Source organism: Mesorhizobium sp. P3_A2 (genome assembly GCF_056403115.1).
This window is the reverse complement of the sequence record NZ_JBFUGC010000001.1, coordinates 854,684-878,848: the sequence shown is the minus strand read 5'-3', so window position 1 is coordinate 878,848 and position 24,165 is coordinate 854,684. Positions and strand designations below refer to the sequence as shown.

20 protein-coding genes and 2 pseudogenes are annotated in these 24,165 nt (G+C 61.9%); 10 read left to right on the top strand and 12 right to left on the bottom strand.

Going from position 1 to position 24,165, the window contains the following annotated elements; genetic code table 11:
- Positions 1–40 precede the first annotated feature (40 nt).
- Positions 41–847 (top strand): crotonase/enoyl-CoA hydratase family protein, encoded by an 807-nt coding sequence (locus AC1DXM_RS04135; RefSeq protein WP_210325357.1) that lies wholly within the window; start codon positions 41–43, stop codon positions 845–847.
- Positions 848–963: 116 nt separating this feature from the next.
- On the opposite strand, the gene AC1DXM_RS04130 is transcribed toward AC1DXM_RS04135, so the two are convergent.
- The 7 genes from AC1DXM_RS04130 to AC1DXM_RS04100 all read right to left on the bottom strand — a co-directional run bounded on the left by AC1DXM_RS04130 (position 964) and on the right by AC1DXM_RS04100 (position 8,318).
- Positions 964–1,944, bottom strand: coding sequence for a 2-dehydropantoate 2-reductase (locus AC1DXM_RS04130; RefSeq protein ID WP_477231875.1), 981 nt, complete (start codon positions 1,942–1,944; stop codon positions 964–966).
- Between the two features lie 2 nt (positions 1,945–1,946).
- Positions 1,947–3,473 (bottom strand): acyl--CoA ligase, encoded by a 1,527-nt coding sequence (locus AC1DXM_RS04125; protein ID WP_477231874.1) that lies wholly within the window; start codon positions 3,471–3,473, stop codon positions 1,947–1,949.
- A gap of 66 nt (positions 3,474–3,539) precedes the next feature.
- Positions 3,540–5,126 (bottom strand): gamma-glutamyltransferase, encoded by a 1,587-nt coding sequence (ggt, locus tag AC1DXM_RS04120; RefSeq protein WP_477231873.1) that lies wholly within the window; start codon positions 5,124–5,126, stop codon positions 3,540–3,542.
- Between the two features lie 132 nt (positions 5,127–5,258).
- Positions 5,259–5,951 carry an ABC transporter permease gene (locus AC1DXM_RS04115; protein ID WP_477231872.1) on the bottom strand — a complete coding sequence of 231 codons (693 nt, stop codon included), beginning with the start codon at positions 5,949–5,951 and terminating at the stop codon, positions 5,259–5,261.
- Entirely contained in the window at positions 5,948–6,661 is a 714-nt protein-coding gene (locus AC1DXM_RS04110; protein WP_477231871.1) for an ABC transporter permease, read from the bottom strand. The genes AC1DXM_RS04115 and AC1DXM_RS04110 overlap by 4 nt, the downstream gene beginning before the upstream one ends.
- Positions 6,662–6,735: 74 nt before the next feature.
- Positions 6,736–7,587 carry a transporter substrate-binding domain-containing protein gene (locus AC1DXM_RS04105; protein WP_477231974.1) on the bottom strand — a complete coding sequence of 284 codons (852 nt, stop codon included), beginning with the start codon at positions 7,585–7,587 and terminating at the stop codon, positions 6,736–6,738.
- Positions 7,588–7,676: 89 nt separating this feature from the next.
- Positions 7,677–8,318 (bottom strand): GntR family transcriptional regulator, encoded by a 642-nt coding sequence (locus AC1DXM_RS04100; RefSeq protein WP_477231870.1) that lies wholly within the window; start codon positions 8,316–8,318, stop codon positions 7,677–7,679.
- 263 nt (positions 8,319–8,581) lie between these two features.
- Here AC1DXM_RS04100 and AC1DXM_RS04095 point away from each other — a divergent pair, with 263 nt between their 5' ends.
- The 4 genes from AC1DXM_RS04095 to AC1DXM_RS04080 all read left to right on the top strand — a co-directional run bounded on the left by AC1DXM_RS04095 (position 8,582) and on the right by AC1DXM_RS04080 (position 14,457).
- Positions 8,582–9,508 (top strand): LysR family transcriptional regulator, encoded by a 927-nt coding sequence (locus tag AC1DXM_RS04095; protein WP_477231869.1) that lies wholly within the window; start codon positions 8,582–8,584, stop codon positions 9,506–9,508.
- 146 nt (positions 9,509–9,654) lie between these two features.
- The gene (locus tag AC1DXM_RS04090; RefSeq protein ID WP_477231868.1) at positions 9,655–12,030 is read left to right on the top strand and encodes an aminotransferase class III-fold pyridoxal phosphate-dependent enzyme; all 2,376 of its coding nucleotides are present in this window, start codon (positions 9,655–9,657) and stop codon (positions 12,028–12,030) included.
- 140 nt (positions 12,031–12,170) lie between these two features.
- Positions 12,171–13,268, top strand: a complete 1,098-nt coding sequence (locus tag AC1DXM_RS04085; protein ID WP_477231867.1) for a polyamine ABC transporter substrate-binding protein — start codon at positions 12,171–12,173, stop codon at positions 13,266–13,268.
- A 217-nt stretch (positions 13,269–13,485) separates the two neighbouring features.
- On the top strand, positions 13,486–14,457 hold the full coding sequence (locus tag AC1DXM_RS04080) for an acetylxylan esterase (protein WP_477231866.1): 972 nt from the start codon (positions 13,486–13,488) through the stop codon (positions 14,455–14,457).
- A gap of 137 nt (positions 14,458–14,594) precedes the next feature.
- On the opposite strand, the gene AC1DXM_RS04075 is transcribed toward AC1DXM_RS04080, so the two are convergent.
- From AC1DXM_RS04075 to AC1DXM_RS04060, 4 genes and pseudogenes are all read right to left on the bottom strand, one after another.
- Positions 14,595–14,879, bottom strand: coding sequence for a DUF982 domain-containing protein (locus tag AC1DXM_RS04075; protein ID WP_010914487.1), 285 nt, complete (start codon positions 14,877–14,879; stop codon positions 14,595–14,597).
- A gap of 20 nt (positions 14,880–14,899) precedes the next feature.
- A complete protein-coding gene (locus tag AC1DXM_RS04070) occupies positions 14,900–15,205 on the bottom strand; it encodes a DUF982 domain-containing protein (RefSeq protein WP_477231865.1) in 306 nt (101 codons plus the stop codon).
- A 411-nt stretch (positions 15,206–15,616) separates the two neighbouring features.
- Positions 15,617–15,829, bottom strand: a pseudogene (locus tag AC1DXM_RS04065) (FAD-binding oxidoreductase); the annotation flags it as partial.
- A gap of 31 nt (positions 15,830–15,860) precedes the next feature.
- On the bottom strand, positions 15,861–16,682 hold the full coding sequence (locus tag AC1DXM_RS04060) for a helix-turn-helix domain-containing protein (RefSeq protein ID WP_477231864.1): 822 nt from the start codon (positions 16,680–16,682) through the stop codon (positions 15,861–15,863).
- Positions 16,683–16,785: 103 nt separating this feature from the next.
- Here AC1DXM_RS04060 and AC1DXM_RS04055 point away from each other — a divergent pair, with 103 nt between their 5' ends.
- From AC1DXM_RS04055 to AC1DXM_RS04040, 4 genes and pseudogenes are all read left to right on the top strand, one after another.
- Positions 16,786–18,348, top strand: a complete 1,563-nt coding sequence (locus AC1DXM_RS04055; protein ID WP_477231863.1) for an ABC transporter substrate-binding protein — start codon at positions 16,786–16,788, stop codon at positions 18,346–18,348.
- Between the two features lie 75 nt (positions 18,349–18,423).
- Positions 18,424–20,415, top strand: coding sequence for a CocE/NonD family hydrolase (locus AC1DXM_RS04050; RefSeq protein WP_477231862.1), 1,992 nt, complete (start codon positions 18,424–18,426; stop codon positions 20,413–20,415).
- A 475-nt stretch (positions 20,416–20,890) separates the two neighbouring features.
- Positions 20,891–21,049: pseudogene (locus AC1DXM_RS04045) on the top strand (autotransporter outer membrane beta-barrel domain-containing protein); the annotation flags it as partial.
- Positions 21,050–21,101: 52 nt separating this feature from the next.
- A complete protein-coding gene (locus AC1DXM_RS04040) occupies positions 21,102–21,389 on the top strand; it encodes an autotransporter outer membrane beta-barrel domain-containing protein (RefSeq protein WP_477231861.1) in 288 nt (95 codons plus the stop codon).
- Between the two features lie 575 nt (positions 21,390–21,964).
- On the opposite strand, the gene AC1DXM_RS04035 is transcribed toward AC1DXM_RS04040, so the two are convergent.
- On the bottom strand, positions 21,965–23,083 hold the full coding sequence (locus tag AC1DXM_RS04035) for an NAD(P)/FAD-dependent oxidoreductase (RefSeq protein ID WP_477231860.1): 1,119 nt from the start codon (positions 23,081–23,083) through the stop codon (positions 21,965–21,967).
- Between the two features lie 114 nt (positions 23,084–23,197).
- Between AC1DXM_RS04035 and AC1DXM_RS04030 the strand changes: the two genes are divergently transcribed.
- The gene (locus AC1DXM_RS04030) at positions 23,198–24,103 is read left to right on the top strand and encodes a LysR family transcriptional regulator (RefSeq protein WP_477231859.1); all 906 of its coding nucleotides are present in this window, start codon (positions 23,198–23,200) and stop codon (positions 24,101–24,103) included.
- Positions 24,104–24,165 lie beyond the last annotated feature (62 nt).

Sequence of the window (24,165 nt, the reverse complement as noted above, 5' to 3'; positions counted from 1 at the left end):
GAACCATCACCCATCTTCACCTCGCGAACAGGACCGCAACATGGCCATCCAAATCGACATGACCCGATACGAGAACCTTGCCGTCGAGGCTCATGACGAGGGGGTTTGGGTCGTAACCCTGAACCGTCCCACCAAACGCAATGCGCTGGATGCAAATACGATCGAAGAACTGGTCGACTTTTTTTCCACCGCTCCTCGCGCGGGCGTGCGCGCGATCGTGTTGGCCGGGTCGGGGGACCATTTCTGCGCCGGACTTGACTTGATTGAACATCATCAAGCTGACCGCAGCCCAGCGGATTTCATGCATATTTGCCTGCGCTGGCACGAGGCCTTCAACAAGATGGAATATGGCGGCGTGCCGATTATCGCGGCCCTGAACGGCGCGGTTGTGGGCGGTGGGCTGGAACTGGCCAGCGCGGCCCATATCCGGGTGATGGACAAGACGACTTATTTTGCGCTGCCTGAAGGCCAACGCGGACTTTTCACCGGCGGCGGCGCCACTATCCGCGTCACCGATCTGGTGGGCAAGTCGCGCATGATCGACATGATGCTGACGGGCCGGGTGTATCAGGGGCAAGAAGCGGTCGATCTGGGGCTCGCGCAGTACATTGTCGAAGGCTCAAGCTTCGAGAAGGCCCTGGAGCTCGCTCACAAGGCGGCGCAGAACCTGCCGCTGTCTAACTTCGCAATTTGCTCCGCTGTGAGCCACATGCAAAATATGTCTGCTCTGGATGCCGCTTATGCCGAGGCTGTCGTTGCGGGTGTGGTGAACACCCAGCCCGAGGCGCGGTCTCGACTCGCCGCCTTCGCCGACAAAAGCGCGGCACGTGTGCGGGCCAACTATTGAGATCCGGGATTGGTTTGTAACTGAATTGCCTTCAGGCGGGGCTTGGTCACTAGGGTGGGCACCCTGTGCAATAGAAGGAATGCGCCGTTCGGGTTGATGAGACGGCGGGTGCCGTTTCAGGAGTAACACCCGCGCTCCACCGCCAGCCGCTTCACCAGCGCCGACACCGCGTCGATCGCCGGTGTCGGCCGGTCCGTCAGGCGGCCGAGTTCCTGCACGGCGCTGACCAGCGCGTCGATTTCCATCGTCCGGCCGCGCTCCAGGTCCTGCAGCATCGAGGTCTTGTGCTCGCCGACGTCGCCGGCGCCCTTGATGCGTCGGTCGACCGCGATGGGAAAGCGCACGCCCAGGCTTTCGCCGATCGCCTGCGCTTCCAGCATCATGGTGCGGGCGAGCGCGCGGGTGCCGTCGTCGGCGACGATTGCGGCAAGCGTCGAGCCGGTCAGCGCCGAAATCGGGTTGAAGGACAGGTTGCCCCACAGCTTCACCCAGATTTCGCTGCGGATGTCGTCGCGCACCGGCGCCTGCAGGCCGGCCTTGACCATTTCCTCGGCGAGCCGCGTGACGCGCTCGCTCTTCTCGCCGGAAGGTTCACCGAGCGAGAAGCGTCTGCCCTCGACATGGCGGATGAGGCCCGGTGCGTCGACCTCGACGGCGGGATAGACCACCGAGCCGATGACGCGCTGCGGCCCGATCCGCTGCCAGATCGCGCCGCCCGGGTCGACACTGTCGAGCCTGGCGCCTTCGAGCGGTCCGCTCAGTCCGTGAAAGTACCACCAGGGCACGCCGTTCTGCATGGTGACGACCGCGGTGTCCGGTCCCAGCAGCGGTTCGATCTGGTCGAGCGCCGGGGTCAGCGAATGGGCCTTCAGCGCCAGCACCACATAATCCTGGACGCCAAGTTCCTCGGCCTTGGCGGCGGCCCGGACGGGCGCCATCGATTCCTCGCCGTCCTCGATCAGGCGCAGGCCGTTTGCCTGGATCGCTTCCAGGTGCGCGCCGCGCGCGACGATCGAAAGCTCGGTGCGGCCAGCGATCGCCAGCTTGGCGGCGAGATAGCCGCCGATCGCGCCGGCGCCGAAAATGGTGATCTTCATCGTCAAAGCCCGAGTTTGGCGGCGAGCCCGATGCGCTGCAGCTTGCCGGTCGCGCCCTTGGGGATCTCGTCCAGGATCAGGATCTTGCGCGGCACCTTGAAGTCGGCGAGCCGCGTCGCGGCATGGCCGCGGATGTCGCTCTCGGTGGCGATCATGCCTTCGCGCAGCACCACGGCCGCCGCCACCTCCTCGCCGAGCTTGTCATGCGGCATCGCGAAGGTGACGACCTGCGCCACCGCAGGATGGTCCATCAGCACGTCGTCGACCTCGAGCGGCGAGATCTTTTCGCCGCCGCGGTTGATGATCTCCTTGAGCCGGCCGGTGACGCGGAGATAGCCGTCCTCATCGAGCACGCCCTGGTCGCCGGTGTGGAACCAGCCATGCGCGAAGGCCGTGGCATTGGCATCCGGGTTATTCTCATAGCCTGCGGTGACATTGGGTCCGCGAATGACGATCTCGCCGGTCTCTCCGGTTTCCATCAGCCGCCCGTCCGGCGCCATCACCGCGACCTCCGGTCCGGCGCCGGCGCCGACGCTGCCCGGCTTGCGCAGGCCCGGCGGCAGCCGGTTCGATGCCATCTGGTGGGCGGCCTCGGTCATCCCATAGGATTCGATCACCGGGCAGCCGAAGGTCGCTTCCAGTTCCGCCATCACTTGCGCCGGCAGCGATGCCGAGGACGAGCGGATGAAACGCAGGCGTGCCGCCGCCAGCACTTCCGCATTGCGCGCCGCCCGCGGCAGGATCGCCTGGTGCATGGTCGGCACCGCCGTGTACCAGCTTGGCTTGGCATCGCCCAGCCACTGGAAGAAGCGCAGCGCGTTGAAACCCGGCGTGCAGTAGATGCTGCCACCCGCTGCCAGCGATGACAGCACCGCCGCGATCAGGCCATGGATGTGGAACAGCGGCATGATGTTGAGGCAGCGGTCGTCGGCGCTCAGGCCGAGCGTCGCGCCGATATGGGCTGCCGAGGCCGCGATGTTGGCATGGCTGAGCGGCACCAGCTTGGGGCGCGACGTGGTGCCCGACGTGTGCAGCAAAAGCGCGATGTCGTCGTCGCGCGCCAAGTCGGGTGCGGCCTGCGGCCCCACCGCCGGCCCTTCGATGACGAAGCTGCCGGCAGGGGCGCCGGCCGGCACGACCAGCCGCAGCACGGCAATGCCCAAGCGCTCGGCCACCGCCACCGCCGGCCCGGTCTCGTTTTCCGCGACAAGGATCGCCTTGGCGCCGATATCGGTCAGGTAGAAATCGAGCTCGTCGGCCCGGTAGGCCGGATTGAGCGGCGCCGTCGAGGCGCTTGCCGCCACGGCGACGAAGCTCGTCGCCATCTCCGGCCCGTTCGGCAGCACGATCGCCAGACGGTCGCCCCGGCCGATGCCGCGCGCATGCAGCGCCGCCGCCGTGGCACCGATCAGGTCGCGCAGCCCGCCATGGGTTAGGGTGGGCCGGTCAGGCGCCAGGATCGCCGGCGCGTCGTCGGCGCCGGCGGCGAGCGGGCGCGAAAGTCCTTGCGAATTTGCTTTGCTGGTCATGGTCACCGACTGTCGTTCCAATCCGTCAAAATAAGCCGCGACACGCAGATGTGATGCAGCCGGCCATCAATATCCTAGCGCCATCCCGTCCTTGCGCGGGTCGGAGGCGCCGGTCAGCGTGCCCTTTTCCCAGTCGATCAGCACCGCCTGGCCGCCGCCAAGCGGCTGATGCGGTTCGACGGTGCTATGGCCACGCTTGCGCAGGCCTTCGATCGCCTCATCGGGAACGTTGCGCTCAGCCTCCACAATGTCATCGTTGTAGAACACACGCGGCGCATCCAGCGCTTGCTGCGGATCCATGCCGAAGTCGATCATGTTGGTTAGAAGATGAACATGGCCGAACGGCTGGTAGCCGCCGCCCATGACGCCGAACGGCATCACCACGCGGCCGTTTTTCGTCGCCATGCCGGGCATGATGGTGTGCATCGGCCGCTTGCCGGGCGCGATCGCATTGGGATGCGCGGGATCGAGCCGGAAGCTCGAGCCGCGGTTTTGCAGCACGATGCCGGTCTTCGGGCCGACGACGCCGCTGCCGAACGAATAATAGGTCGAGTTGATGAAAGAGACCGCGTTTCGGTCGCGGTCGACCACGGAGATGTAGACCGTATCGCTGCCCGGCAGGTCCAGCTTCGGCAGATGCGTCATGGCACGTTCGGGGTCGATCTCGGCGCGCAGCCGGTCGGCATAGGCGGCGGACAGAAGCTGTTTTATCGGCACGTGAACCTGATCCTGGTCGCCGACGTAGCGGTCGCGGTCCCGATAGGCCAGGCGCCCGGCCTCGATCTCCAGATGTAGGCGCTCGGCGCCGTCGGGGTCGAGTTCGCCGAGCTTGAAGCCCGACAGCACGTTCAGCATGAGCAGCGCCGTCAGCCCCTGGTTGTTCGGCGGCATCTGGTAGATGTCGTAGCCGCCATAAGAGGTGCTGACCGGCGTTACATAGTCCCCTTTGGTCGCCGCGAAATCCTCATGCGAATGCAGCCCGCCCAGTTCCTTGAGCCGGCGAACCATGTCGTCGGCGACCGCGCCTTCGTAGAAGCCGGCGCGGCCATGTTTTGCAATGATCCGCAAGGTGGCGGCGAGTTCCGGCTGGCGGTGGATGTCGCCGGCCTTCGGCGCCTTGCCGCCGGGCAGGAAGATGCGCGCGGCATGTTCGTCTGCGGCAAGGTCGATCTCCGGGTCCGCCCAGTCGAAGGCGACGCGGTCATGCACGACATAGCCGTTCTCGGCATAATGAATGGCCGGCGCCAGCACCTCGGCAAGATCCTTGCTGCCATGGTCCTGAAGCAGCCTGCACCAGGCATCGATGGCGCCCGGCACAGTCACCGCGTGCGGCCCCTGTTTGGGAAGTTCGCTGAAACCCTTGTCCAGATACCAGTCGACGGTCGCACCCGCCGGCGCGCGGCCCGAACCGTTGAAGGCCAGCACGTTGCCTTGCCCTTTCGGGCAGTGGAGGACAAAACAATCGCCGCCGATGCCGGTCGATTGCGGCTCGACCACGCCCTGCAGGGCGGCGGCGCAGACCGCAGCGTCCATAGCATTGCCGCCGGCACGCAGCATCTCGATCGCCGCAAGCGTCGACAGCGGGTGCGATGTCGCCGCGACCGCCTCGGTGGCACGAACCGGCGAGCGGCCGGGAAACTGAAAATCACGCATTCTGTCTCTGTATCCCTTGGTCTGATGGATGCGACGTGGCCGCCACGGCGTAACGCAAGACGGCGGCGGGTCGCTTCGGCTTCTCGACGCAGCGCATGTCGCCAATTCTTCTCGTTATGACACACGCACGTTTCATGCCCGGACCCGATAGGGCGTTAGCCGCGTTTCCAGTGCGTTCAGCGCCGAGATGATTGTGAAATTGAGCGCGAGATAGATCGCGCCGGCAGCCACGAACACCTCGACGGCGCGATAGGTCTGCGAAATAAGCCCCTGCGCGATTCCGGTGACCTCCATCAGCGTGATGATCGATGCAAGCGACGTGCCCTTGACCATGAGGATGATCTCGTTGCTGTAATTCGGGATCGCCTGGCGCAGGGCCAAAGGCAGCACAATCAGGCGTAGCGTGAGCAGCTTCGACATGCCGGAGGCTGCGGCGGCCTCGGTCAGTCCGCGCGGCACAGCCTTTATTGCCCCGCGCAGGATCTCGCTTCCATAGGCAGCTTCGTTGAGACTGAGCGCGACGATGGCGCACCAGTAAGGCTCGCGGAACAGCCACCAGATTCCGATCGCCTGGAGCGACGGCCGAAACTGGCCGAGACCATAGTAGATGAGGAAGATCTGTACCAGCAGGGGGGTTCCGCGAAAGACTGCAACGAAGGCACGGATGGGCCATATCACGATGCGGCGTTTTCCCTGTTGGGCGAGCGCGAGCAGCAACGCCAGAAGAAAGCCGATGACCATTGAGGCTGTTGTAAGCAGCAGTGTCAACGGCAGGCCAGCAAGCAGGACGGGAATGATCTCGAGAAAAAAGGCGAAGTCGATCACGCGTGGACCATGCCTCTCCAGGCTCTCGCCTCGCCATAACGGAAGACGGAAGCGGTCACGGCGGCGATGACGAAGTAGAGCGCGGCGGCCGCAATATAGAAGATGAAAGGTTCTCGTGTCGAACCCGCTCCGATCTGCGCCTGGCGCATCAGTTCGACGAGGCCGATGACGGAGATCAGTGCCGAGTCCTTGAGCACCAGTTGCCAGACATTGCCGAGGCCCGGCAGGGCGTGGCGCATCAGTTGCGGCACGATGACGAGGCGTAGCGATTGAGATCGGGACAGGCCGAGCGCCTTGCAGGCCTCGAACTGGCCGCGATCCACGGCCTCGTAGGCGCCGCGATAGACTTCTCCCTGATAGGCGCCCGATATGATGCCGATCGCCAGGACACCGGTGGCAAAGGTCGGCAGCCCGACGAAGCCGGCGCTGCCAAAAAACGTGCCGATCTGCGTCAGGGCGATGCTGCCGCCATAGTAGAGGAGGTAGATCGTCAGCAAGTCTGGCACACCGCGAAATACCGTGCCGTAGACATGGGCGAGCCAAGCGGGGACGCGGCGGGACGAGAGCCGACCGGCCGCCGCCGCGGCGCCGAAGACGGCGCCGAGGATAAAGCCGAGAACGGACAGTGCAAGCGTAACACTGGATGCGGCGAGCAGAGCGGCTCCCCAGCCGCCCTGCTGAAAACCCAAAATATGAATAAGATTGGTCATGTAAGTCCTAGCCTTTCAGCGCGCTGCTCGACGCGGAGGGCTCGCTCCGCCGCGCCGGGCAGGTTCGCCCGCGCCTACTTCATCGGCGTCACATCGGTTTTCACCCATTTCTCCGAGATACGCTTGATGGTGCCGTCGGCTATAGCCCCGTCGATTGCCGCATTCAGCATCTCCTTGAGCTTGGTGTCTTCCTTGCGCAACCCCGCGCCGGTTCCGCGGCCGAAAATGCCGCCTACAAAGCCCGGTCCGGCGAGGGTGTAATCGGCGAATTCAGGTTTTGAGAGTGTCGCGGCGAGCGCCGTCCGCTGCGCAAAAAGAGCGTCGACGCGGCCGGCGGCGAGGTCGAGGTCATGTTGCTCAGTGGTCTTGTACTCTCGGATTTCCACCGTGTCGCCGAAGTATTTCTTGACGAAATCGAGCATCATCGTGGCCGCCTGTACGCCGACCACCTTGCCTTTCAACAGCGGCTTCAATTTCTCGATCTCGGCCTTCGAAGCAGCCTCGTCGTCCAGATTGAACTTCTCCGCGGAAACACCGAGCTTGCCAAGCTCGCTGTCCTTGGCAACTGCGAATCCACCCGGATCGACCGCATAAGGCTGGGTGAAGTCTATGGTTTCGAGCCGCTTCGGTGTGATGAACATGCCGGCCATGATCACATCGAACTTGCCGACCTTCAGCGACGGAATAAGTCCGTCCCAGTCCTGAGCGATGATGGTGCATTTGACCTTCATCCGCTCGCAAAGATTGTTGGCGAGTTCAATCTCCAGTCCGTCGAGCTTGCCGTCCGCGTTGGTGAAGTTCCACGGAGCGTAGGCGCCCTCGGTGGCAATGGTTATTGACTTAGGTGCGTCCTCGGCCAACGCGGTGTGCATGAAGCCGAACATGCTGAGTGCGGCCGCGATGGCGGCCAAACGACTGACTTTCATTTGGTTCCCCTTTTTTGATAGGCTGATTGAATTTTTCCTGCGCCCGGCCGGATTGCCGGTTCGAGCCATTCCTGCCCGGCCGGCGTTCGTCACCGGTTCGGACTCACAAACTCGGCCAGCAAGGGTGCTGTCCCGAGAATATGATCTTGCATAACCTCTTCGGCATGACGTCCGTCGCCGGAGCGCAAAGCCGCGATCACGGCGGCGTGCTCCTCGCGCGCGGACAGCGGCTTGTCGGCGTCATCGAACCAGATCCGCATATATGGCTCTATCACCACGTGTAGCGCCGAGATCTGGTGGATGAGCTTGGGCCTCCTGCTGAGCGCACAGATCCGGCCATGGAATTCCTGATGTCGTACCACCCAGTCGCTGCCGCCGCTCTGCCCGGCGCGTTCCATGCGATCGAGCAGGTTTTCGAAATCTTCGAGCGCCTCCTCATCGATCCGTGGCATCGCCAGCCTGACGGCGAGTCCTTCCAAAACCGAACGTATTTCGAAGATCTCGTAAAGCTCATCAACCGTGAGGCCGGCCACGACGCATCCCCGATTGGGGCGCAGAACGACCAGTCCGTCGGAAGCCAGGCGCCGAAAGGCTTCCCGCACAGGCATGCGGCTCATACCGATCTCGGCAGCAATTTCTTCGGGGACTAGCCGTTCACCCGGTTTGTAACGACCGAGGCGAAGCGCCCGCTGAAGATGGCTGTATGCCTCTTCCTCTGCAGTGGCGGACATGCGTGGCTCAACGGAGAAGGCTGCTGGCACTTGGCACCCCGGAAAGTATTTTTGTATCCACGTATCATAAAATCCGGATTTGGTTGCAGCGTCAATACCCTGGTGGCGGCGAGCGAGGAAAGAAGGCAGGCACGGGCACCCGTTTGTTGCCAGCAGGGTAATCACAACGTCGGCCGCCTCCCGGGGGACATGACCGTTTGCACGCTGCATCACCCGCGTCTGCCCCGAATTGCCAACCAGTACATTTGGTGCAATCTGCTTTCATGAAGATATCGGGCTCCGATCTCCATCTGTTTCGCGTTTTTGAAAGCGTGGTCCGCAACGGCGGCATGTCTGCAGCTCAGATGGAACTGTCGCTTAGCCAACCTACGATCTCCAACCATCTGACGGCGCTTGAACAGCGGCTCGGCGTAAAGTTGTGCGAACGGGGGCGTCGCGGGTTTTCACTGACGGAGGAAGGGCGGCGGGTTTACGAAATCACCACGGAAATCACCGGGATGCTGGACGCCGGTTCGGCCCGGCTTTCGCGTGTCAGAAGCGCTTTGGCGGGAAAGGTCGGCGTCGGCATTGTCGACTGCCTGGCGACCGACCCAAATTTCCGACTGGCCGACGCAATTGCCGAGCTTTCCAAAGCTGCGCCGGAAATCGAGATGGATCTCAAGATCATGCGCCCCAACGACATAACGAAGGCCGTGGCGGAAAACGAGATAGACATTGGGATAGGTGGCTCCGACATCAAGGTCGCAAGCGTGCAATACCAGGTCCTCTACCACGAAGAGCACGCGGTATTTTGCGCTTCGACGCATCCCTTGTTTCGCCGAAATGACGAGATGATTACGAGTGCGGAATGCTACGGCCATCCTTGGGTAGAGAGAGGATATTGGTATGGGATTCGGCGTCATCGCTTCGACACCGCCGCCGCGAACCGGGTGGCCTTTGATATCGAGGCGCAGCTTCTGATGGTCCTGTCGGGCGCCTACCTCGGGGTCCTGCCGATACATTTTGCCCGCGTGTTCGAACAGCAGGGGCGTCTTCGCCGACTTCCCCTAGCCGACGAGGCTTATTCCGCCGACATCGAGGTCGCCACGCGAACAGGCGAGCAGGCCGCCAACGTCGCCTATGTCCGCGAGGCGATCATCAGGGCACACCGGATGCATTTGCAAAAACCAATGTATCGGTTCTCTGAATGATATTCTTGCCATGTCGATAGAGGTCTAGCCTCCCGTACGGCCGGCGATGCGCAGCGCAAAAATGCTACCTGCGGACTTCCCTGCCAAACGTGCAACTGCGACGTGGTCGCTGCGTCGGGTGTCGATATTTGGCCTTAAGGTATGGAATGAGCACGGACGCTCTGCTGCATCGCAACCTTCCTAATTTTTCGCCGGAAGCGACAAGGCACCTCGTGGCAACCCGGTATGGGATCGACGGGACCTTTAGGCCACTGGCGTCCGAGCGCGATCTATCGTGGCGGATCGAGGGCGGCGATGGCCGCGACGTCGTCGTCAAGATATCGAATATAGGCGAAGCCGAAGGCGTCGTGGATATGCAGATCAAAGCCCTGAACCATATCTTCGAGCGCGATCCGTCTCTGCCGGTGCCTCGCGTCGTTCCCTCCCTCGCCGGCGCGCCATATGAATGGATCGAGGACGAGCGCGGCTGCCGGCACATGGTGCGTGTGCTTACTTTCCTTCCGGGGAAGATCATGGAGCAGGTTGAGGAGGCCTTTTCCGCCGCCACTCGGTTCAACATAGGAGCGATGGTAGGGCGGCTAGCCTACGCGCTGCGGGATTTTTTTCATCCCTACGCAGGCAGCAATGCGCACCTCTGGGACATTTCACGTGCCCTGGCCTTGCGCCCGCAGATAGCAAAGATCTCCGACGCCACGCTTCGGCAGTTGTGCGAGGAAATCTTCGAGCGCGCCGAGCGCTATACCCTACCGCAGTTGTCGAAGACGCGTCGTCAAGTCGTGCATCAGGATTCGCATGGCGGCAATGTCCTGGTCGATCCCAACGACAGCACATCGCCGGTGGGCATCATCGATTTTGGCGATATGGGCCACAATTCCATTGTCGCGGACATTGTGACCGCTTCAGAGACTTTCGCGGACGTCGATGACGATCCGATCGCCTACCTTTGCGACGTGACATCTGGTTTCGATTCGACATACCCGCTCGAAGAAAACGAGATCGATCTCCTTTACGACGCGCTGCTCCTGCGGCTGGCCATGGCCACCGTCATCGTGGAAGCGAGAGAAGCCACCGATGAAGCCGGCATCCCGCATATCGACAACGCCGGCCGCTACCCTCGGATGATGGAGTTGCTGAGCCGTCAAGGTCGTGCGCAGGCGGTCCGGCGGCTTCGTCAGGCATGCCGGTTTCCGGTGTATGGCGCCATGAGCAAAGATGGCGAGCACCTCGCAACTGACTATGACGTGCTCAGGCACGAGCGCGAAGCTCACCTGGGACCGATATGGCATTTCTACAACATGCCATTGCACATCACCCGCGCCCGCGGAGCCTGGATGTATGCTGCCGATGGCACCGCCTATCTGGATGTCTACAACAACGTCCCCCAGATCGGTCATTGTCATCCGCACGTGGCGAAAGCGATCTACCGTCAGGCCAGCGCGCTGAACACCAATACCCGCTATATGTGCGACGTGGCTGTCGAGTACGCGGCGCGCCTGACCGCCGACTTGCCTGATCACCTCGACACCTGCATCTTCGTCAATTCGGGCAGCGAAGCCAACGACCTGGCGATGCAGATAGCCATGTCGCTCAGCAGGCAGGACGGGGGTCTGATAATTGACCAAGCTTACCATGGATGCACGGAACTGACGACGGCCCTCTCCAATGAAAGCTGGCGTCATCTTCCCGCTGACGAGCACCCCAAACGCATTGAGACCCTGACGGCCCCGGATATGTATAGGGGCCCTTTTTCCCGCGACCCCCAAGCGGCAGCGAAATATGCTTCCGACGCCGACAGGGCGATAGCCGCCTTGCGCGAAAGAGGCCACAGGCCGGCGGCATTCATGGTCGACACTGCCCTGTGTTCGAGCGGGGTGCTGCGGGCGCCTGAAAACTACTTCAATCTTGTGGCGGAAAAGGTCCGGGCGACGGGCGGATTCGTCATCGCGGACGAGGTGCAGGCCGGTTGTGGCCGCATGGGAACTTTTTGGGGTTTCCGGGCAAACGGGCTCAAGGACGAAAACATCGATTTCATAACAATGGGCAAGCCGGTTGGAAACGGCCACCCCCTTGGCGTCGTCATTCTCAGCTCGGAATTGATGAAGCGGTTCCTCAATGGCACCTACCCGCTGTTGTTTAGCACATTCGGCGGCAATACCGTCGCGTGCGCGGCCGGCATGGCCGTGCTTGATGTCCTTGAGCGAGAGGACCTGATCAAGCGGGGCGCCGCCATCGGCGAGTATCTGCGCCAGGAGCTTGGGCGCCTGGCCGAACAGCACCCCGCGATCGGCGACGTACGCGGGCTTGGAATGATGACTGGCGTGGAATTGGTGACGGATCGCCTGACCAAGGAGCCGGCCATCACACTGACCGAGCGACTCATCGACGACATGCTTGCCCGCAACATCCTCATCGGGAAAGGCACGCCCAACACGCTCAAGCTACGCCCCCCGCTGATTTGGTCGCGCGACGAAGTCGACATCTTCGTCAACGCTTTCGATGACAGCTTGAGAAAGCACCAATGAGGCCGCCAATGCCTTTGCAGGAGAACGGGTGACAGTCTCGCAGACAATCGGGAGGGGAGGGCAACGCCACTCTCCTTGCCTTCGAGAATGGAGCAACGGCCTGCCACCAGAATGGCGGGCGCCACAACAGGAGAATCTTCATGAAGAAGGAGCTACTCGGACTGGCTGTCACGATGACGGCCGTCCTGTTTTCCGCAGGCGTCTCGTTGGCGCAGGACAAGGTCGTCAACGTCTACAACTGGTCTGATTATATCGACAGTTCCATCCTTGATGATTTCACCAAGGAGACCGGCATCAAGGTCGTCTACGATACGTTCGATTCGAACGAAATTCTTGAAACCAAGTTGCTTGCCGGCGGCTCCGGCTATGACGTGGTTGTCACGACCGGACCGTTCCTGGCCCGCCAGATTCAGGCCGGCGTGTTCCAGAAGCTCGACAAGTCCAAGCTGCCGAACCTCAAGAACATGTGGCCCAACGTGATGGCTCGCCTGGCCAAGTATGACCCGGGCAACGAATATGCCGTCAACTATATGTGGGGCACCACCGGCATCGGCTATAATGTCGACAAGGTGAAGGCAGCGCTCGGCGACGTGCAGATCGACAGCTGGGACGTGCTCTTCAAGCCAGAGAATGCGGCCAAACTAAAGGACTGCGGCATCAATATCGTCGATGCTCCGGAGGAGACCGTGGCCGTTGCCATGAACTATCTCGGCAAGGACGGCGACAGCAAGAAGAAAGAGGACCTCGAAGCCGGCGGTGACATCTACACGAAAATCCGATCCTACGTCCGCACCTTCAACTCTTCTTCCTACATCAACGATCTGGCGAATGGCGATAAATGCATCAGCATCGGCTGGTCGGGCGATGTGCTGCAGGCCAAGAACCGCGCCAAGGAAGCCAAGAACGGGGTCAACGTCGAATACCTGATCCCCAGGGAAGGCACCTATATGTGGTTCGATAACCTGGCGATCCCCGCCGATGCCAAGCATGTCGATGAGGCGCACGCCTTCATCAACTACCTGATGCGGCCGGAAGTCATTGCCAAGTCAACCAACTATGTCCAGACGGCCAACGGCAATCTCGCCTCGCAGAAGTTCATCGACGAAGCGGTGTTGAAGAACCCGTCGGTTTATCCGCCGCAGGAAACGCTGAAGAAGCTCTTCACGATTTCTCCGTACGGATCCAAGGAGCAGCGCGTCCTCACCCGCCTCTGGACGCAGATCAAGACGGGCAGCTAAACGGGATATGGATGGGGCGGTCGCCGCCCCATTTTTCCAGCGGCGCCCCGAGGTGCGGGTCTGTCGCCACACTGATAGGCGTGCGCAGAAGAATGGCGGGGACATGCCGGAATCTCTTGGCGGGTAACGCGCAGATTCACACCCGCGGGCGGATCCGAATGCGGAGCCATCCATATCAAATCGCCGACTTTGCTTCGAATTAAAATAGGGAGGAACAATGCCGTTCCCGGATCTAATCCAGCCCGAACTGGGCGCTTATGTCAGCAGTGTCGGCATGCCGGACGACTTTGCCCAATTCTGGACGTCGACCATCGCCGAGGCCCGCCAGGCCGGCGGTGAGGTCAGCATCGTGCAGGCGCAGACGACCCTGACGGCGGTCCAGTCCTTCGATGTCACCCTTCCGGGATACGGTGGTCATCCAATCAAAGGATGGCTGATCTTGCCGACGCATCACGAGGGACGGCTCCCCCTCGTCGTGCAGTACATCGGCTATGGCGGCGGCCGCGGCTTGGCGCATGAGCAACTGCATTGGGCGGCGTCAGGCTTTGCCTATTTCCGAATGGATACACGCGGGCAGGGAAGCGACTGGAGCGTCGGTGAGACCGCCGATCCCGTCGGCTCGACCTCGTCAATTCCCGGCTTTATGACGCGTGGCGTGCTGGACAAGAATGACTACTATTACCGGCGCCTGTTCACCGATGCCGTGAGGGCGATAGATGCTCTGCTCGGACTGGACTTCGTCGATCCCGAACGCATCGCGGTTTGCGGTGACAGTCAGGGCGGCGGTATTTCGCTCGCCGTTGGCGGCATCGACCCGCGCGTCAAGGCCGTAATGCCCGACGTGCCATTTCTGTGCGACTTTCCGCGCGCTGTGCAGACTGCCGTGCGCGATCCCTATTTGGAAATCGTTCGTTTTCTGGCCCAGCATCGCGAAAAGAAGGCGGCAGTCTTTGAAACGCTCAACTATTTCGACTGCGTCAACTTCGCCCGGCGGTCCAAGGCGCCGGCGCTGTTTTCGGTGGCCCTGATGGACGAAGTCTGCCCGCCCTCTACCGTGTATGGCGCATTCAATGCCTATGCAGGCGAAAAGACCATCACAGAGTACGAATTCAACAACCACGAGGGCGGGCAGGGCTATCAGGAGCGCCAACAGATGACGTGGCTCAGCAGGCTGTTCGGTGTCGGCTGATGTTGGCTGCCCAGCACGTTTCGCGGCATCGCAGGCTCCGCCGGCCATTTGTATTGAGCGGCGTTGACGTCAGGTGGGTCGTGCCGCTTAAGGAGGCTATGCGGACGAGGCGGCGTAGAACGCCGCCTCTGCCCCGATCAGACATGCCTTGGTGAAGCTCTGCCGCTCCCGAAAGGCATTGGTTCATCCTCCACAAGGATGTCCTTCTTGCGGGCAAAGGCGACGAAAATGCCTCTTGCCGTTTCACTATCGACATCACCCGCCAACGCGGCCTTGCAAGCGCGAATTGCTGCTTTCTGTTCCGGGCTGTTGCCGCACCAATCGACGGCGAACTGGTAGGCGTCGGCGACAGTGTTCAGTTGACGGGGAAAGCCCAGTCCGACCCAGACGCGGACCGGCTTTTCGAAGGAGCTGGACAGCATGGCGACCTCCCTCAGGCAACTTAAGCGACCACTCCGCCACCTTGGCCGCGATTGCCGCGGACCATCCAAGGCAAGGCAGTGGTCACTTCCTCATGGATATTGGCCGACTTTGCGAAGCCACAGAAGGCCTCCCTGGCGGCCGTCAGCGGATAGTCGCTGTCGAAGGTTCGCTGGCAGGCGCGCAGCGCGGTTTCATAAATGGTGCCGCGTCTGCTCTTGGGCCACTCGTAGAGAAATTCCAGGGCGTCCTTGATACAAGCGATTTCCTGGACGAGACGGTTCCCATTCTTCACGAAATCGGGGCTGTCGAATATCCGATCGTTCATAGGATCCTCCAAGTCGAACGAACAACTGAATTTTTAATGGGCCGGGACCGACAGCGGCCCGCCCAGCGAGCGATATGGGTTTGTGGATTTTGATCGTCAAGGGCTCAGACGGGGGTCTCCAACAGAGAAATGGCCCGCCCGTACGAGCGAGCCCGAGTCGCGAAGCCGTGTTGGGTATGTGGCTTTTTATACGTGCACGAACGCTGGCCGGGCGCCCAACGGAGAACTGTCCTCAGCTTCGCGCTGGACAGACACCGAGGTGAGGACCAGCGTTCCGGCACGGGTCAGCGCAACTCAGAAACTCCCTCGCGCGTCGTGCCGGTTTGTATAGGAAGCGTGCTCGCAGATCGCCAATACTGGTGACTTGCCTGCCCGCCGCTCGATCGCGAGTGGAACATTAGATGATCGTACTCACTTCGCGCATCCTTCTTTAAGCGTATCGTCCAGGAACCGCGGACGGTTGGCGACGACCTTACCCGGGTTCATGATCCCGTGAGGATCAAGTGCTGTCTTGATCGCCCGCATGACTTTCATCTTCCCGGGATCGCCATAGCGGTCTAACAGGTCCAGCTTAGAGCGCCCGATACCGTATTCTGCGCTGAACGTTCCCCCCATGCGCGAAGCACCTCCGCGATGAGCCGCACCCTGTCGCGGCTCAGGGAGGCGCTCGGCGATCCGGTCTTGGTGCCTGCACAGGCGCGGCGGCAACCGGCTGGGCCTCGGTCAGGAAAGACAGCACGGCCGGGGGTAGTATTGCGGAATTGGGCGCATAGATGCCGCAACGCGATATAAGACTCCTCTTGTTGACGCGTTTCCCCAGATAGTGCCAGACGGTGCGGGTGGCGTAGGGCAGATTGTTGGCTCGCCACGATATGCCCATAGTAATGCCCCGCAGGTAACGCCGCTGGTACGTTTCGAACGGCATGAGGATCGTCTGTCCAAAGGTAGGGGCCTCGCCGCGCGTCAGTTCCGTCAGGAAGATGCGCTCGTGGCGATACGCCGCGAGCCCGACGTACCGTGAACGCTGCACGATGCCGTTTTCGGTATCTTCGATGCGCTCAAGCGTGGAAACCAGAACTTGTCCGCCATTTTCGCGCAAGTGAGCGCAGGCGCAGACGATCCGGTCAGGCCAGGACAGCGATGTGTGCCACGCCTGGTAGAATCCGAGATAGGGTTCGAGTGCATGCAGGTCGCCCGGAAAGGCATCCGCTAGCGGGCCTGTAAGGTCGGCGTGTCGGCGCCGCTCGCCCAATTTGCTGCGGAACAGGCCCGGAGGAAGGTCGAAATCGACTGGTTCGAGGCCAAAGGCTGCCGCGATCGTCAGGAGATTATGGGCGGAAGGAAGGGTTCCTCCATTGAGATAGCGGTTGAACTGCTGCCGGTTGATACCGATGGTGCGGCATAGATCGGATACCGATCTGTGGGTGCTGCAGGCAAGCCTCAGGTTGTTGCTGAAATTGGCCCATGGCTTGCTCATGGAGCCAGTATAAACTCGCTTAAAAACGCTTCAAGCGACGAAATTGCGCTGACCCGGGCTCGGCCTAGTATCGGCCACAAGGCTTCACTCCAAGGGGAACCCAATGAGCGCTTCCAGCAGGTTATCGAGTCTCTCACGCCGTGATCTTCTTCAAGCGGGGGTTGCTCTGGGCCTTGTCGCAGCCGCCGGCTCGCTGCCGTCGCCGGCCGCGGCGCAAACGCCGGTGCGCGGCGGACAGTTGCGCCTCGGACTCGATGGCGGCGCCTCCGCCGATACGCTGGACCCGGCCCTGGCGTCCGCCAGCGTCAATTTTGTCATCGCGCATTGCTGGGGCGATACGCTGGTCGAATCCGATCCCAAGACGGGCGCGGCGGTTCCCTCGCTGGCCGAATCCTGGTCTCCATCGGCCGACGCCAAGGAATGGACCTTCAAGATACGCAAAGACGTTCGTTTCCACGATGGCAAGGCATTAACTGTTAGCGATGCAGTCGAGACCTTGCGCCGCCACGCGGGAAAGAAATCGCACTCGGGCGCACTCGGCCTGCTCTCCGGGATAGACCGCATCGAGGAACGGTCGGGCGACATGGTGGTGACGCTGAAGGAGGCCAATGCTGACTTGCCGCTGATGTTTACCGATTATCATCTTCAGATCCAGCCGGGCGGCGGCGTGGAAAAGCCGACAGCTGCCATCGGCACCGGCCCCTACAAGCTGGTTGCGTTCGAGCCGGGCATTCGCGCCGCTTTCGAAAAGAACACCGACGACTGGCGCCAGGACCGGGGCTACGTCGACGGCGTCCTTATTACCGTGATGAACGACCTGACTGCCCGGACCAGCGCCTTGCGGTCCGGTCAGGTCGATTTCATCAGCACCGTCGAACCCAAGATCGTGCCGTTGCTGAAGAAGGTTCCGGGCGTCGAGATCCTGCGCACCTCCGGCAAGGGTTTCTATTCCTTTCTGATGCATTGCGACACCGTGCCCTTCGACAACAATGATCTGCGTCTGGCGCTCAAATATGCGATAGACCGCGAGGCTATCCTCAATCGGGTTCTGGGCGGGTTCGGCACCATTGGCAATGATTACCCGATCAACGCCAACTATGCGCTCGCGCCTGCCGATATAGAGCAGCGCAATTACGATCCCGACAAGGCTGCATTCCACTTCAAGAAGTCTGGCCTTCAAGATACAATTCTGCTGCGCACCTCGGAGGCGGCGTTCCCCGGCGCGGTCGATGCGGCCCAGCTTTTCCAATTGAGCGCGGAAAAGGCCGGCATCAAGATCAATGTGCAGCGCGAGCCGAGTGACGGCTACTGGTCGGAAGTCTGGAACGTCAAGCCGTTCTGCACCTCCTTTTGGGGTGGTCGTCCGACGCAGGATGCGCGCTATTCCACGTCCTACGTTTCCAACGCGGAGTGGAACGACACCCGCTTCAAGCGGCCCGACTTCGACAAGATGGTGGTTCAGGCGCGCGGTGAACTGGATGAGACCAAGCGGCGCGTACTCTACCGTGACATGGCGCTGATGGTGCGAGATGAGGGCGGCCTGATACTGCCGGTGTTCAACGACTTCATCAACGCCTGCACGAGCCATCTCAAGGGTTTTGTTCCCGATATTGGCAATGACTTTTCCAATGGCCGCATCGCCAGCCGGGTCTGGCTGGAGGCTTGAACCGGGAAATGATCGTGCCTTTCCGGCGGCGGGATAGTGTGCTTGCCACCGCGTGGAGGTTTTGTGGTTGATCGCATGACGAACAGGAATGTCCGTGTCATTGAAAATGAGTGGATCGTCCTGAAAGACGGCACCCGGCTCGCCGCGCGCATCTGGATGCCCGAAACGGGTCCTGGCGGGGTGCCGGCTGTGCTCGAATTCCTGCCTTATCGCAAACGCAACGGCACCGCCGCGCGTGACGAGTCCACCTATCCGGTCTTCGCCGCGGCCGGCATCGCGGGCGTGCGTGTCGACATTCGCGGTTGCGGAGAATCCGACGGCGTGATCGATGGCGAATATACCGCGCGCGAGCTAGCCGACGCCGTCGAGGTTATCGAATGGATCGCTGCGCAGGACTGGTCGAACGGCAATGTCGGCATGATGGGAATTTCCTGGGGCGGGTTCAACGCGCTTCAGGTCGCGGCTCTCAAACCACCTGCTCTCAAGGCCGTGATTTCGCTGTCGTCCACCGTCGACCGCTACAATGACGACATCCACTACAAGAATGGCGCGCACCTGTCGGCGCAACTGTCATGGGCGGCGACGATGACCGCGTTGCAGTCGCGGTCCCCCGATCCCGATCTCGTCGGAGAACGCTGGCGCGACATGTGGCTCGAGCGCCTGGAAGGCGAGCCGTTCTTCATGGAGGAGTGGCTGTCCCACCAACGCCGCGACGACTTCTGGCGTCACGGTTCGGTCTGCGAGGACTTTGACGGTTTTTCCGTTCCCGCGCTGGTGATTGCCGGATGGGCCGACGGCTACCGCAACACGCCCTTGAAGGCGGTCACCGGGATGCCGGAAATGGCCTGGGGCCTGATCGGTCCATGGGTTCACAAATATCCGCATTTTGCTGATCCGAAGCCCCGCGTCGATTTTCATGCCGAGGCAATTTCATGGTGGCGGCATTGGCTGTGCGCAGAAGACAACAAGGTGGAGCATGCGCCGAGGCTGCGTGCTTATATCCTGGACGGGCCGCGACCCGGCCGCCGGCGCGAGACCGACCCGGGCTATTGGGTTGCCATGGACGGATGGAACGTTCCCGACACACTCGCCTTTACCTTGGACGCTTCGGGCAGGCTCGCCCGGAGCACTTCATCGCATGCTGAAGGGAAAGCTCTCCTGCACTCTCCTCAGGATACGGGCACCGCTGCGGGAGAGTTCTTCCCGCGCAGGCCGGATTCCGAAACGGCCGGCGACCAGCGTGTCGACGATGCTGGCTCGCTCACCTTCGACAGTGCCGTCCTTGCCGAGGAATGCGTCGTGTTTGGCCAGCCGCTCGCAAAACTGTCGCTTTCCAGTGATGCCAACTTCGCCAACCTCGCCGTCAGGCTCGTCGACGTCCATCCCGACGGTGTGGCGACGCGCGTCAGCTACGGTGTGCTCAATCTAGCGCATCGCAGCGGCAATGCCGAACCACAGCCTCTGAAGCCGGGCGAGACGGTCGAAATCGAGTTGGTGCTCGATGCGTGCGGCTACCGTTTTGCGCCCGGCCACCGTCTGCGTCTGTCCTTGTCGAGCGCCTATTGGCCGACGATCCTGCCGCCGCCCTGCGACGCGACGCTGACGATCGATCTTGCCACGCTGCGATTGGAGCTGCCACCGCTTGGCGAGCATCGCAGGGTCGAAATCCCGCAGCCATCCAATCCCGATCCTCTGCCCCGTTACGAGGTCTTGACGGACGGATCGTCGGGCCGCTCTGTTGAACGCGATCTGCAAAATGGCGTGACGCGCTACCGGGTGCACGAGGATACAGGTCTTAGCCGCCATCCGGGCAACGGCTTGTGCACGCGCGACATCCGGCAGGAGGTATGGTCGACAGCGCCCGATAACCCGCTATCGCTGACGGCAGAGATCCGCTGGACGTGCTGTGCCGAGCGGGAAGGCTGGCGAACACAGAGCCATTGCACCACGCATCTCTCCTGCACGGCGACCGAATGGGTGGTTACGGAGCGGGTTGAAGCACTGGAGGCCGGCCGCAAGGTGTTTGAGCGCGAGCGCAATTCCCGCATCCCGCGTGATCACATGTAATAGATCGCCTATCGCCGCGCTGCGGCAATGCCGGGCATTTCAGCCGGGTGTTTCGCCGGCACACCGGTATCACCCCGACCGAGTAAGGCATCCGAATCGATGCGCAAGCGGCTCTACTAATGCGTGACATGAGTTCGTAACCGGATGGAGCTGCGCCAAGTCCGATTTCTGCTCGATACTCCCGAAATCCGAGATGCTGCTATATCCCCAATGGCGCTCTTCCAAAGCGGCGTGGTGCGGCAGAGCTTCTGGCACCGATCCGCGTTCGTCATGTTGAGTTCCGGAACCTTTGGCTCTGATCGCGCCAGCTCCCACCGTGGCGGTCAAAAGACCAGCTTACCCTTTTTGCTTTGTGGTTATTGGTCTGTCTGCTGCTTGTCCTTCGAGGTGGCCAAATCCCCTGCGCGCTGAGGCATAGGGTGGCGAAGGCTTGAAACGTGCCATTGGCGCGCCCCCGGCCTCGACGCAGCTGGGCATGCTTGCCGATGGCAACAACGGCTTCGGCTATGGGCTCAGCATCGAGACCGGGCAGAAGATCGCGGTGCGCAGCAACTGGTCGCTCACCCCGCAGGCGCAGCTGTCCTATTCGGCCGTCGACTTCGACACGTTCACCGACAAGTTCGACGCTGTCGTGTCACTCGGCAGCGGCGACAGCCTGATCGGCCGCCTCGGCATCTCCGCAGACTATGAAGAACCAGTGGGCCGACCGTGCAGGGCAGGTGAGTCGGGCGCATATCTACGGCGTCGCCAACCTTTATTACGACTTCCTCGACGGAACGGATGTCGATGTCTCGGGCGTGAATCTGGTCAGCCAAAACCAGAAGTTCTGGGGCGGTCTTGGCATTGGCGGCTCGTTGGACTTTGGCGACGGGAAGTACTCGGTCAATGGCGAAGCGCTGGCAAGGACGAGCCTCGCAAGCTTCGGTGACAGCAATGTCATAAGCGGCAAGCTCGGGTTCAGCATGCGCTGGTAATGATGTAGGGTTTTGGTGCGTCGTGCCATCCGCCTGCCTGAGTCCGGGCACCAATGAGCCAGCAGGGTTGGGCGGCGGAACGACACGGAACAGTGCGGGAAGATTTCTGATTTTGGCCCACGAAAAACTCAACAAAATCAAAGATATTAATACGTCCTCCGGGCCCACCAACTTATTACAAATCAGTAGCTTACGATTAATTCTTCGAGTTTGAATTGAGCGTTTGTCGGGTAAGTCTCTGCCTTTTGCAGTGAAATGGTTTTGGGCTCGTTCGTCAATTTACTCCGTTTCATTGATGGCGCCCGTCACACGTAGCTCAACAACTCCGGCTTCGAAAGCCCTTCCAGCGATGCGTGCGGTGATCGGCGGCCAGGACGTGCAATTAGGCGGGTTCTGAACTCGGCCATGCACGTCCTCCGCCAGTGCTGGCCGTCGGTGGCCAAAATCATCGGGGAAATCTTTGTGCCTAGCGCGCAACGCCCTCTTGAGATCCTCATGCTCGAAGGCGACGGCGAGACTGGCTATCCCGCATTCGCGGCCGGGCCATCGTTGCGTGGATTTCACCAGTTGCTTCTTCAGGCGGCGCGGCCGAAGCGATCAACCCTGAAATCGTCTAGTGGCGTCTCGCAACGGCCGGTCGTGATGAGTTCGGCCATGGCGTCGCCGACGCCCGGACCGAGCTGGAAGCCGTGTCCGCTGAAGCCGAAGGCGTGGAACAGGCCTGGCGTCGTCGCCGAGCGCCCCATGACCGGCAGCATGTCCCGCACATAGCCCTCGCAGCCGGACCATGTACGGATGACCGCGACTTGCGCGATTGCCGGCAGCAGCCGCGCGACGGCGCGCAATTGCAATGGTAGGCGCATGGGATCGGCGACGGCGTGGCCTGGATCCAGGTCCACCGGCACCCTTTCGGCCGCACCGCCGAAGATTATATTGCCCCGCTCGACCTGGCGCAGATAGGCGCCATACTCCTTGTTGCGCGTCCAGATGCCAACCACAGGCAGAATCCGGTGCGGCAGCGGCTCGGTCACGCCCATCTGTGGACCGCAGGAGTCGAGCGGTACCGCTTCGCCGAACTGCGCGGCGATGCGCGCGCCCCAGGCCCCGGCGGTATTGAGCAGACACTCGGCGGCGAATGTACCTTTCGAACATACGACAACGAACCCGGACCCCGAGCGCCTGATCGTGTCGACTTCAGCGTCCTCGACGATCGCTGCGCCAAGCTTGCGGGCGGCTTCGGCGAAGGCCGGTGCGATCAGTCGGGGATTGCCGCTGCCGTCATGCGGCGAGAACGACGCGGCAATCGCGTCAGGGCCGAGGCCGGGAAACCGGGAAGAGATTTCGCGCGGTCCGAGTTCCTCCAATTCAAGCCCCCAAGGTCGCGCCGCCTCGGCATAAGCCCGCATGTCGGCAAGACTACCCTCATCGAAGATCAGCCGGATATGACCGGTGGCGCGGAATTCCACGTCACGGCCCAGCATCTGATCGACCTCTCGCCACAGCTCAAGCGAGCGATGGGCCAGCGGAAGCTGGGACAGATGACGCCCCGTGCGTCGGATGTTGCCGAAGGAAGCGACGGTCGCCCCAGTGCCGACCAGGTTGCGCTCGATCAGCGTCACGCGCGCACCGCGCCCGGCAAGGAAATAGGCCGAAGCCGTTCCCATCAATCCACCGCCCAGCACGATCACATCCATGGTTATTCCCTGCGCGGAGCGAATGATCCTGAAGGCGCCGATCTTGTCGGCACCGCTTCATTGCGTCAAAGATGGGTTTGGACAACAGCCATAAGCTTAACCTATGGAGCGGCAATGCGGGCTCGTCAGCTCGAAGTGTTTATCGCCGTCATGCGTGCGGGCACCGTGACCGCCGCGGCGCGGACCCTGAACATCTCCCAACCCGCACTCAGCCAGATCCTGCTCCACACCGAGGATGAGCTCGGCTTCACCTTGTTTGAGCGCGTCAAGGGCCGGCTGCGGCCGACCCCTGAGGCGCTTGAGATCTTCGCCGATGCCGAGAGGCTGGCGGCGGGGCTGGAGGGCTTGCGCCGCAAGACCACCGACCTGCGTCTGGGCCGGACGGGGCTGGTACGGGTCGCGGCCTCGCCGCCGCCGGCCATGGCGATCCTGCCGCGCGCTTTCACCAGCTTCCGGGCATCGCACCCCAACATATTGCTGCGTTCCCATAGTGCGCCGATCGCCGCGATCGTCGATATGCTGCGCGCCGGCGATGCCAGCCTTGGCGTGGCCATGGACGACCGCCTGCCTCCCGATATCGAGGCGGAAGTGATCGGCAGCATCGGCTTCGCATGCCTGCTCCCCGCCGGGCATCCGTTGGCCCGGAAGACCAAGCTGACGCTCGCCGATCTCGCCGGCGAGGAATTGATATCCTATCGCGGAAACACCCGTCCCGCCGACGAACTGGCGCATGCTGCCCGCGCGCAGGGCGTGGCGCTTTCGCCGTCGCTCGAGATCGACGTGTCCATCTCCGCGGTCGGCTTCGTCCAGGCTGGTCTCGGTATCGCGCTCGTTGATGCATTGCTGCCGTGGCACCAGTTTGCCGGGCTTGACGTCAGGCCGGTCGCGGCGGGGCCGGAATTTCCGATCGCGCTGCTGACGTCACGCACACGGGCTCTTTCGCGGGCCGATGAGATGATGCGCGACCAAATCCGTGCGGCCTGTTCCGCCGTTCTGGGCGGCGACAGGGCAAAGGCATAAGCAAGCCTTATATGCTTGCCCATCATACGTCTTGGACCCGGACCATCCAGTCGTGCCAGCTT

Bases quoted from the DNA above. Each gene is read 5' to 3' on its own strand.
- AC1DXM_RS04135 (WP_210325357.1), top strand. From the start codon at position 41: ATGGCCATCCAAATCGACATGACCCGATACGAGAACCTTGCCGTCGAG.
- AC1DXM_RS04130 (WP_477231875.1), bottom strand. From the start codon at position 1,944: ATGAAGATCACCATTTTCGGCGCCGGCGCGATCGGCGGCTATCTCGCC.
- AC1DXM_RS04125 (WP_477231874.1), bottom strand. From the start codon at position 3,473: ATGACCAGCAAAGCAAATTCGCAAGGACTTTCGCGCCCGCTCGCCGCC.
- ggt (WP_477231873.1), bottom strand. From the start codon at position 5,126: ATGCGTGATTTTCAGTTTCCCGGCCGCTCGCCGGTTCGTGCCACCGAG.
- AC1DXM_RS04110 (WP_477231871.1), bottom strand. From the start codon at position 6,661: ATGACCAATCTTATTCATATTTTGGGTTTTCAGCAGGGCGGCTGGGGA.
- AC1DXM_RS04105 (WP_477231974.1), bottom strand. From the start codon at position 7,587: ATGAAAGTCAGTCGTTTGGCCGCCATCGCGGCCGCACTCAGCATGTTC.
- AC1DXM_RS04100 (WP_477231870.1), bottom strand. From the start codon at position 8,318: ATGTCCGCCACTGCAGAGGAAGAGGCATACAGCCATCTTCAGCGGGCG.
- AC1DXM_RS04095 (WP_477231869.1), top strand. From the start codon at position 8,582: ATGAAGATATCGGGCTCCGATCTCCATCTGTTTCGCGTTTTTGAAAGC.
- AC1DXM_RS04090 (WP_477231868.1), top strand. From the start codon at position 9,655: ATGAGCACGGACGCTCTGCTGCATCGCAACCTTCCTAATTTTTCGCCG.
- AC1DXM_RS04085 (WP_477231867.1), top strand. From the start codon at position 12,171: ATGAAGAAGGAGCTACTCGGACTGGCTGTCACGATGACGGCCGTCCTG.
- AC1DXM_RS04080 (WP_477231866.1), top strand. From the start codon at position 13,486: ATGCCGTTCCCGGATCTAATCCAGCCCGAACTGGGCGCTTATGTCAGC.
- AC1DXM_RS04075 (WP_010914487.1), bottom strand. From the start codon at position 14,879: ATGCTGTCCAGCTCCTTCGAAAAGCCGGTCCGCGTCTGGGTCGGACTG.
- AC1DXM_RS04070 (WP_477231865.1), bottom strand. From the start codon at position 15,205: ATGAACGATCGGATATTCGACAGCCCCGATTTCGTGAAGAATGGGAAC.
- AC1DXM_RS04060 (WP_477231864.1), bottom strand. From the start codon at position 16,682: ATGAGCAAGCCATGGGCCAATTTCAGCAACAACCTGAGGCTTGCCTGC.
- AC1DXM_RS04055 (WP_477231863.1), top strand. From the start codon at position 16,786: ATGAGCGCTTCCAGCAGGTTATCGAGTCTCTCACGCCGTGATCTTCTT.
- AC1DXM_RS04050 (WP_477231862.1), top strand. From the start codon at position 18,424: ATGACGAACAGGAATGTCCGTGTCATTGAAAATGAGTGGATCGTCCTG.
- AC1DXM_RS04040 (WP_477231861.1), top strand. From the start codon at position 21,102: ATGAAGAACCAGTGGGCCGACCGTGCAGGGCAGGTGAGTCGGGCGCAT.
- AC1DXM_RS04035 (WP_477231860.1), bottom strand. From the start codon at position 23,083: ATGGATGTGATCGTGCTGGGCGGTGGATTGATGGGAACGGCTTCGGCC.
- AC1DXM_RS04030 (WP_477231859.1), top strand. From the start codon at position 23,198: ATGCGGGCTCGTCAGCTCGAAGTGTTTATCGCCGTCATGCGTGCGGGC.